At 69.1% G+C, this 7,707-nt stretch carries 7 protein-coding genes and 2 pseudogenes; 1 reads left to right on the top strand and 8 read right to left on the bottom strand.

Annotated features, from left to right (window positions below):
• Position 1: 1 nt before the first annotated feature.
• The 8 genes and pseudogenes from EON91_RS09385 to odhB all read right to left on the bottom strand — a co-directional run.
• Positions 2-1,744, bottom strand: a complete 1,743-nt coding sequence (locus EON91_RS09385) for an MFS transporter (protein WP_292093871.1) — start codon at positions 1,742-1,744, stop codon at positions 2-4.
• 40 nt (positions 1,745-1,784) lie between these two features.
• The gene (locus tag EON91_RS09390) at positions 1,785-3,314 is read right to left on the bottom strand and encodes a response regulator (protein ID WP_292093873.1); all 1,530 of its coding nucleotides are present in this window, start codon (positions 3,312-3,314) and stop codon (positions 1,785-1,787) included.
• Positions 3,315-3,427: 113 nt separating this feature from the next.
• Entirely contained in the window at positions 3,428-4,999 is a 1,572-nt protein-coding gene (locus EON91_RS09395; protein ID WP_292093875.1) for a YifB family Mg chelatase-like AAA ATPase, read from the bottom strand.
• A gap of 60 nt (positions 5,000-5,059) precedes the next feature.
• The gene (locus tag EON91_RS09400; protein WP_292093876.1) at positions 5,060-5,755 is read right to left on the bottom strand and encodes a hypothetical protein; all 696 of its coding nucleotides are present in this window, start codon (positions 5,753-5,755) and stop codon (positions 5,060-5,062) included.
• A 78-nt stretch (positions 5,756-5,833) separates the two neighbouring features.
• On the bottom strand, positions 5,834-5,962 hold the full coding sequence (locus EON91_RS09405; protein WP_292093877.1) for a hypothetical protein: 129 nt from the start codon (positions 5,960-5,962) through the stop codon (positions 5,834-5,836).
• Positions 5,953-6,255: a hypothetical protein gene (locus tag EON91_RS09410; protein WP_292093878.1), complete on the bottom strand. Its 303-nt coding sequence runs from the start codon at positions 6,253-6,255 to the stop codon at positions 5,953-5,955. Before EON91_RS09410 ends, EON91_RS09405 begins: the two co-directional genes overlap by 10 nt.
• Positions 6,256-6,286: 31 nt before the next feature.
• Entirely contained in the window at positions 6,287-6,700 is a 414-nt protein-coding gene (locus EON91_RS09415; RefSeq protein ID WP_292093880.1) for a hypothetical protein, read from the bottom strand.
• Positions 6,701-6,709: 9 nt separating this feature from the next.
• Positions 6,710-7,573 (bottom strand): annotated as a pseudogene (odhB, locus tag EON91_RS09420) (2-oxoglutarate dehydrogenase complex dihydrolipoyllysine-residue succinyltransferase); the annotation flags it as partial.
• A gap of 3 nt (positions 7,574-7,576) precedes the next feature.
• Here odhB and EON91_RS09425 point away from each other — a divergent pair.
• Positions 7,577-7,707 (top strand): annotated as a pseudogene (locus EON91_RS09425) (2-oxo acid dehydrogenase subunit E2); the annotation flags it as partial.

Genomic DNA, 7,707 nt, shown 5'->3' on the forward strand with positions numbered 1-7,707 from the left:
TTCAGAACGGGGCGGCCTCTTCGTAGGCCGCCCTTTTCTTTTCGCGCTCCTGAAGCGCCGTCTGCTTGGCCGCGACAATGAACGCCAGGACGATGGCGAAGACCCCGATCACGGTCGAATACAGGAAGAAGACCACATAGCCCGCCCCCAGCGCCGCCGGGGTGACGCCACTGGTCGCCGCTCCCTCGACTAGCGATCCCGCGGGCAGTCGCGTGAACAATCCGGTCAGCGGCGCGAACAGTCCGCCGGGTTCGGCCGCCCGCGCCGAGGCCTCGACGATCCGCCCGGACTGCGACGCGATCAGCTTGCCGGGGAAGGCGTACAGTGAACTGAACAGGGCGTACTGGGTGGCGGTGAAGCCGATGCTGGTCAGGCTGGACATATAGGCGATCAGCGCCGTGCCGGCGTAGCCGGTGGCGACGTTGTCCACCCCGATGGCGATGACCAGCGCGCCCAGATCGGGCCCCTGCGTCGCCAGCCAGGCGAACACGAGGTTCGACAGCGGGCTCATGAAGGCGCCGATGACCATGGTCCGGATCAGGCCCAGCCGCGCCACCGACCAGCCGCCGATGAAGACGCCCAGAGTGGTCATGATGACCCCGAACACCTTTCGCACCTCGGCCAGCTCGGTCTTGGTGAACCCCAGGTCCAGATAGAAGGGGTTCATGATGTTCAGCACGAAATCGGCCAGGCGATAGACGCAGATCAGCGCCAGGATCAGCGTCGCCACCCCCGCGAACCGGCGATAGAAGTCGGCCATGGGCTGGCCGAACGATCCGGCCAGATAGGCGCCTGGTCGCGTCTGCACGTTCGGGACGGGCCAGCAGGCCAGCACCAGCAGCAACAGGCCGCCCAGCGTCGCCGCCACCTGTATATAGGTCCCCTCGGGCTTGGCTGACCAGGCCGCGGTCAGCGCCTCCCCCCCCTCGGCCGACTGGCCCAGCAGGCCCAGCGCCGAGACCAGCAGGTCCGCCTTGCCCGTCAGGCCTGAGCCGATGATCAGGGCCGCGACGGCGATGATCAGCAAGCGGACGATCCACTCGACGATCTCGAACGCCGGGCGGGACGGCACGTCGCCGACCGGGATCGGCCGGATGGTGTGCGCCTTCTCGCGCGGGGCGAATAATACGCCAGCGACCCCGACCGCCATCAGGGCCGCCATGACGGCGTAGGACAGGTTCCAGTTATAGAGATCCGCCAGGACCAGCGGCACGGCCCCCGCCACCAGCATGGCGACCCGGTAGCCCCACTGATAGGCGGCGGCCATGGCCCCGTGGCGGGTGTCGTCCGCCGCTTCGATCCGCCAGGCGTCGATGACGATGTCCTGGGTCGCGCCGAAGAAGCCGACGATCACCGCGAACAGGGCGATGGAGCCCAGCGCCGTGGCCGGATTCAGACCCGCGATCGACCACAGACCCAGAATGACCACAGCCTGGGTCACCAGCATCCATGACCGGCGGTGCCCCAGCAGCGGCGTCAGGAACGGCACCGCCGTCCGGTCGATCAGCGGCGCCCAGATGAATTTCAGGGAATAGCTGAGCGTCGCCAGGGCGAAGAAGCCGATCACCTCCAGCGACAGGCCGCTTTCGCGCAGCCAGGCCGACAGGGTGTCAAAGATCAGCAGATTGGGCAGACCGGCCGAGAAGCCGAGCAGCAGCATGACGAAGACACGCCGCTCGAAGAAGACGGCCAGTCCCCCCGGACCGCGCGCGGGAGCGGGGGTCGGCGTCGTCTGCTCGGTCATGCGGCTCTCCGGCGTCGCCGCCGGAAAGGCGGGCTTGTGATCAGCCGACCTTGGCGCGGATGTCGCGCTTCGTCCAGCGGGTCAGGGCGGCGCGCAGCACCTCAAGCTCCAAAGGCTTGGCCAGGTGGTCGTCCATGCCAGCCTCGATGCAGGTCTTGCGGTCCTCGGCGAAGGCGTTGGCGGTCAGGGCCACGATCGGCGTGTCGTCGCCACGGTCCCGGATGGCGCGCGCCGTCGACGGCCCGTCCATGCCCGGCATCCGCATGTCCATAAAGACGATGTCGTAGCGTGCGCGCTTCAGCGCCTCCAGCGCCTCCTCGCCGCTGGCGGCGGTCTCGACGACGCACCCCTCACGGCGCAGCAGCGACTTGGCCAGCAGTGCGCCCACCGGATTGTCCTCGACCAGCAGGGCGCGCACGCCCGCGAAGGCGCCGATGGTGACGCGGTCGTCGTCGCCCGGCAGTCGGGGCGCGCCCGCGCCGTCGTCCAGTCGCCGCCCGGCCGCCGCCAGCACCCGTTCAGCCAATGACGCACGGCGCAGCGGCTTGATCAGATAGCCGTGGAAACCGGATGACCGGTACCGGTCGATCAGGTCGCGCTCGGACGGCTTCAACAGAATGATCGCCTTGCCGTCGGCCGGTCGCGCGGCCAGGCCGCGCCCGGCCGCCACGGCGACCGCATGGTCGATCAGGGTGATCGGCGCCGAAGGCGCAATCTCGCCGCCGCAGGCCGTGATCTGCTGTTCGACCGCGCCCCGCACGAAGGTGTCGGGCGACTGGACCGCCACGGTCAGGCCGTCCAGCGGGCGACCGCGCTGGGGCGAGCCGACGATGCGCGGGAAGGCCGCCTCGAACCGGAAGCGAGAACCGGGGCCGTCCGGTCGATCGGTGATGGTGACCTTGCCGTCCATGGCCTCGGCCAGGCGGCGGACCACCGCCAGCCCCAGGCCAGCGCCGTCGAAACGGGCCGCGTCCGACGGGTCGGCGTGGCCGAATTCTTCAAAGATGCGCTCGCGCGCCTCCATCGGCACACCCGGGCCGGTGTCATCGACGATGAAGGCCAGCCTGGGGCGCGCGGCGGTGCCCCCGGCGCGCTCCACGGCGATGCAGACTCCGCCCGTGGCGGTGAATTTCACGGCGTTGCCGGCCAGATTGAACAGCACCTGCCGCAACCGGCCCTCGTCGGCCAGAACGTCCGGCGCGTCCTCGGCCACGGTCCAGACGATCTCAAGCCCCTTGTCGTGGGCTCGTGGGCTGAGCAATTCGGCGACCCCGCGCACCAGCCCCTCGACGTCCACCGGGGCGCTGTCGAACTCCAGCTTGCCGGCGCCCAGCCGGGCATAGTCCAGCAGGTCGTTGACCAGACCCAGCAGGTGCTCGGCCGACTGCTTGGCAGAATCCAGATAGGCGCGCTGGGCGCCGTCCATGCGAGTGCGGGCCAGCAGACCAAGCATGCCGATGACGCCGTTCAGGGGCGTCCGCATCTCATGGCTCATCAGCCGCAGGAATTGTTGGGCGGGGGCGTCGTTCGGATCCGGCGGCGGTGTGGAATCGACCAGAATCCCGGGCAAGGTTCCCGAGATCGTATCCGGATTGATAGTCCGTCGTACCGCCGCTTGCGCCATGGCCGCCCTCCGAAGCGGCACCCTGCGACAGGAACGGTTAAGGCCCGATCAAGAGCGGATCAGAAAATTGCAGGCGCGTGATTCGCGGCCTGCCGGTCAAAGTCGCCCTGGGCGTCCACCGTGCTGCGGCGATAGATCAGCGCCTCGGCGATATGCCGCCGCAGCACCCCGTCCACACCGTCCAGATCGGCGATGGTCCGGGCCAGCCGCAGGGTGCGGGTCCAGCCGCGCGCGGTCAGGCCGCCCGCCTCGCCCGCCCGGGTCAGCAGCGCCTTGCCCGCATCATCGGGCGCGGCGATCCGGTCCAGCGTGTCGCCCGTCGCACGGGCGTTGACCGACTGGTCCGCCGACAGGCCCAGCGCTGTGATCCGGTCCGTCTGGGCGGCGCGCGCGACAGCCACGCGGGCGGCCGCTTCGGCCGTGCCCTCGGCCGGCGACGGCAGAGCCATGTCGGCGGCGGTCACGGCCGGAACCTCGACCGTCAGGTCGATGCGGTCGAACAGCGGGCCGGAGATGCGGTTCTGATAGTCCCGCTGACAGCGCGGAGCCTTGCCGCAGGCGCCCCGCCCGGCCCCGCCCAGGCCGCAGCGGCACGGGTTCATCGCCGCCACCAGCTGGAACCGGGCCGGATACCGGACGTGGGCGTTGGCTCGGGCCACCACGATCTCGCCGGTCTCCAGCGGCTGCCTCAGACTATCCAGGGCCTGCGGCGCATATTCGGGCAGTTCGTCCAGGAACAGCACGCCATTATGCGCCAGCGACGCTTCCCCCGGTTTCGCGCGGTGTCCGCCGCCGGTCAGGGCGGCCATGCTGGCCGAATGGTGGGGCGCGCGGAACGGCCGCTCGCGGGTCAAGGCGCCGCGTTCGATCAACCCCGCCACCGACCAGACCATAGAGGTCTCCAGCAGCTCCTGCGGGGTCAGCGGCGGCAGCAGGCCCGGCAGACGCTGGGCCATCATCGACTTGCCCGAACCCGGCGGGCCGATGAACAGCAGATTGTGGCCGCCCGCGGCCGCGATCTCCAGCGCGCGCTTGGCGCTTTCCTGTCCCTTGACCTCCCGCAGGTCGGGCCCGCCTTGGCCCATGCGGATCGGCCCCGGCTCGGGCGGGCGCAGCACCTGCGTGCCCTTGAAGTGATTGATCAGTCCGATCAGCGATCGCGGCGCCAGCAGTCGAACGTCCCCGGCCCAGGCCGCCTCGGGCCCGTTCATCTCGGGACAGATCAGACCCAGCCCCATGCCCGCTGCCGCCACCGCCGCCGGCAGCGTCCCGCCGACCCGTGCGATCTGGCCGTCCAGACCCAGTTCGCCCACCGCCGCCCAGCCGTCCAGCGCGTCCGGCGCAATCACCCCCATCGACGCCAGCAGGGCCAGGGCGATAGGCAGGTCGAAATGACTGCCCTCCTTGGGCAGGTCGGCGGGGGCCAGATTGGCGATCACCTTCTTGGGCGGCAGGGCCAGACCGATCCCGGCGAAGGCGCCGCGCACCCGCTCCCGGCTTTCGGCCACCGCCTTGTCCGGCAGGCCGACAATGGCGAAGGCGCCGGCGGGGCTGCCGACCTGCTGCACCTCCACGTCCACGCGCCGCGCCTCGACCCCGTCGAATGCGACCGTCACCACTCGCGCGACCATCCGTCCCTCCCGCAGAACGAGAGGAACAAATCACGAACTCACAACCGTGGCAAGTCGTCGTTATCTGACGGCCAGATCCCGCTCGGGCGCGATGGTCTGGACTACCTGACCCTCGGCGTTCAGGAATTCGATGGCGCCGTAACCTTCGTCCGTCACCGTCAGCCGCAGCCGCGGCCGGTCCTGCGCATCCTGCAGGGCGATGGCCGGTTCACCGTCAGCGGCGACGCTGATCCGCACGCGGGTTGAGGTCGCCACCCCCGGCGCCAGCTTGCCATCCAGACCCGGATGGCGCAGCAGCGGCGGCGCCTGATTGATCGAGAATGTCACCGCCCCGTCCGGCATGACGCGCCAGCCGATGGCGTCCATCGCCGGATGGTCCAGCGCCAGAACGGCCGCTCCACCCTCGATGTCGGCGACCCCGAAACCGCCGCGTTCGCTGCCGTTCTCATCATACAGGACCAGGCCGCTGACATCGAACACGCGCCGGTACTGGATCCCGTCGATGATCGGCGGGGCGGTGGGCGCGGCCAGGCTGAGGCGGATGACGCCGTTCTCGTCGACGATGTCGATGCGCCGTGCGGTGATCCGGTCGTGGTCCGGCGCGGCGACGCGGGTCTCCGGCTCGCGGGTGATGATCGCCCGCTCCAGCGCGTTGACGGACGGCAGACGCGGGTCGGGCGCGCCAGCGTCCTGAGCGAGCGAGGCGGCCGGAATGGCGGCCAGCAGGGCGGCGAGGGCGAACGGGCGAGCGGTCATGGAACCTCCGGCGACTGAAACGTCAGCCTACGGTCGTTTCAGATTCGCAAGCATGGGTCGAGGGCGGGCGAACGGGCGCTAGAGGCCGACAAGCAACAGCAGGACGGTCAGCAGCAGGACGGCGCCAACCAGCGCGGCGCCCATCCCGTGGATCGCCCGAAACCGCCGGGGCAGGCTGGTCCCCGGAAATCCGCCGGTCAGGGCCATCGCCAGGGCCAGCCCCCGGCCTGTCCCCCGACGCCCGGCGTCGCCGTTTCAATATCATCTGCATCGGCGCCCGCGAACTCGCCGGCCCGCGCCTGCGCCAAGAGATCTCGGGCCTGATCGGCCTGATTGACCCGCCCCATCAGCCGCAGGCCCAGCGCGCGCTGCATCAGGGGGTCGATGGTGGTCTGGAACCGCTCGGTCACATCGACCTCGACCCCATGCGACGACAGGAAGGCCGCGGCCAGGTCGGCCTCATAGACGTCGGTGAAGCGGGCGATCTCGACTAGGCTCATGGGGCGAACCTAGCAGGTCGATGCAAGCCCGCTATCGCGTCATTTGAATCTCAACCCAGTCACTGACCGGCTCTTTGAGGAGATGAAACACGAGGGGTGCTATCAGCAGGAAAGCGACGAGCATTATCGGCAGGAGATTCAGCCACGCTGGATCGGCGCCCTTGTAACCGGACCCGTGAAGTCCGCGCGTCAACGCAATCGCCGCGTCGGACATTTCCTTGGAGCCGTTGGGATATCCCTCGACGAACGCTCCGTCCTGGGCGCGTTTCAGCAAATCGTAGGCACGGGCCGCCTTGTCCCTGGTGACCAGAACCTTGACGTAGGCCTCGGACTTGTGTCCCCCACAATCCAGCGTGGCGGCGTGTATCCCGTGTAGGCGAAAAAAGGCCAGCGCCAGATCCACGCATTCCCGATCAACGAATCGCGCGATCTCGACCCGCGCCACGAGCGCCCCTTACAGGTCCAGCAGGGCGCGCGCCGGGTCCTCCAGCAGTTCCTTGATGCGGACCAGGAAGGTCACGGCTTCCTTGCCGTCGACGATGCGGTGATCGTAGCTGAGGGCCAAGTACATCATCGGGCGGATCTTGACCTCGCCGTTGATGGCCATCGGACGCTGCACGATATTGTGCATGCCCAGGATGCCCGACTGCGGCGCGTTGAGGATCGGCGTCGACATCAGCGACCCATAGGTGCCGCCGTTGGTGATGGTGAAGGTGCCGCCCTGCATCTGGTCCATGGTCAGGGCGCCGTCGCGGGCCGCCTTGCCCAGGGCGCCGATGCCCTTTTCGATGCCCGCCAGCGTCAGGGTGTCGGCGTCGCGCAGGACCGGAACCACCAGACCCTTGTCGGTGCCGACGGCCACGCCGATGTCGTAGTGGTTCTTGTAGATGATGTCCGTGCCGTCGATCTCGGCGTTGACGGCCGGGATTTCGTGCAGGGCCTGGACCACCGCCTTGGTGAAGAAGGACATGAAGCCCAGCTTCACGCCGTGGCGCTTTTCGAACACTTCCTTGTATTGCGCGCGCAGGGCCATGACGTTGGTCATGTCCACCTCGTTGAAGGTGGTCAGCTGGGCGGCCGTGTTCTGGGATTCCTTCAGGCGACGGGCGATGGTCTGACGCAGGCGCGTCATCTTCACCCGCTCCTCGCGCGGCTGATCGGCGCGCGGCGCGGCCGAAGCGGAAGCGGAGGGCGCGGGCGCCGAGGCGCCGATGGCGTTCAGCGCGTCGGCCTTGGTGATGTTGCCCTTGGGGCCCGTCGCGGCGATCGACGCGGGGTTCAGGTTGTTCTCGGCCACCACGCGCTGGACGGCGGGCGACAGATGGGCCGAGCCAGAGCTTTGGCCGGCGACCTGACCATGGATCAGATGCAGGGCGGCACCTTCACCATCACCAACGGCGGCACCTATGGCTCGCTGATGTCGACGCCGATCCTGAACGCGCCGCAGTCAGG

The organism is Brevundimonas sp., from assembly GCF_004210735.1.
In the GTDB taxonomy this organism is placed as follows: Bacteria; Pseudomonadota; Alphaproteobacteria; order Caulobacterales; family Caulobacteraceae; genus Brevundimonas.

Excerpts from the sequence above, each read along its gene's own strand:
- EON91_RS09385 (WP_292093871.1), bottom strand. The coding sequence starts at position 1,744 with ATGACCGAGCAGACGACGCCGACCCCCGCTCCCGCGCGCGGTCCGGGG.
- EON91_RS09395 (WP_292093875.1), bottom strand. The coding sequence starts at position 4,999 with ATGGTCGCGCGAGTGGTGACGGTCGCATTCGACGGGGTCGAGGCGCGG.
- EON91_RS09405 (WP_292093877.1), bottom strand. The coding sequence starts at position 5,962 with ATGGCCCTGACCGGCGGATTTCCGGGGACCAGCCTGCCCCGGCGGTTT.
- EON91_RS09410 (WP_292093878.1), bottom strand. The coding sequence starts at position 6,255 with ATGAGCCTAGTCGAGATCGCCCGCTTCACCGACGTCTATGAGGCCGAC.
- EON91_RS09400 (WP_292093876.1), bottom strand. The coding sequence starts at position 5,755 with ATGACCGCTCGCCCGTTCGCCCTCGCCGCCCTGCTGGCCGCCATTCCG.